Source organism: Treponema sp. R6D11 (assembly GCF_054786075.1).
Genome location: NZ_BDHD01000463.1, coordinates 1 through 985, shown reverse-complemented (window position 1 = coordinate 985; position 985 = coordinate 1). Strand labels below are relative to the sequence as shown.

1 protein-coding gene is annotated in these 985 nt (G+C 24.9%); it reads right to left on the bottom strand.

Going from position 1 to position 985, the window contains the following annotated elements; translation table 11 throughout:
* A partial coding sequence (locus ACYVTD_RS13985) for a capsular polysaccharide export protein, LipB/KpsS family (protein WP_461248334.1) occupies nucleotides 1-985 on the bottom strand: 985 nt, incomplete at both ends.

Genomic DNA, 985 nt, shown 5'->3' with positions numbered 1-985 from the left:
AATCTATACCGTATGTGGCTTGGTAGTATCCGTATTTATATACATCGTCACCAACAATAGGTTTTAAATTAGATTTAATTAATTTTATTACTTCTTCATGAGATGATGGTTCATAAGTAATTGAGAAATTTTCATAAACTGCATTAGAGCACAATATTGATGGAATACCCCAATATGTTGCTTCTATCCCCATAGTTGAATTAAATGTTATTACAACATCAGAATTTAATAAAAGTCCATAAGAGCTAATATCGCTTTCAGACGGTATTAAATAAAAATTGTCAGCCTTAATATTTTTAAGATTTCTTCTAAAGTTATTGATTATTGTTTTTTGATTAGGGTGTTCCCTTAAAAATATTCCAATATCTTTATCATCTTTTAAAGAATTAATAATCTGATTAATTCCGTCTATTTGAGAAGAATAAGATTTATATGTATATTCTTTACCAAGATAGTCATATTCAAAAGTACTAGAAGTAAATATTGATAATATTTTTTTGTATTTGATAATTTCTTTAGGTAAATTATCGTGTTTTTGTTCTGCTGTAAAAGAGAGAAAATCCGTTTGTTGTCCAAGATATCTTTTTTTAAAAAATACATCAGCGACATTTTTTTTAAAAAACAAATTATTTTCTTTGTTCCACCAATTATTAACTCGTTGTGTAAAATTATTAATATCATGAGGTAAAGTATTTTTATATAATTCATATTTATAAATTGTAGAACCTCTTTCATGCGTATAAAAAGTAATTCCTTTCTCAGAAAAAGCCTGAATAAAAGCTCTTGAAAAACAAAACCTCCCATTATATACATATCCTTTATTTATGGAATAATCAGATATAATTGTTTTAATAATATTAAAAATTAATACACCATATAAGTAATATAAATCTATTTGTTCTCTCCATTCGTTTATAGAAGATTTATCAATTTCAATAGCCAAAGATGATGCTATAGCAAATCCTATTTCAAAATTACCATATAC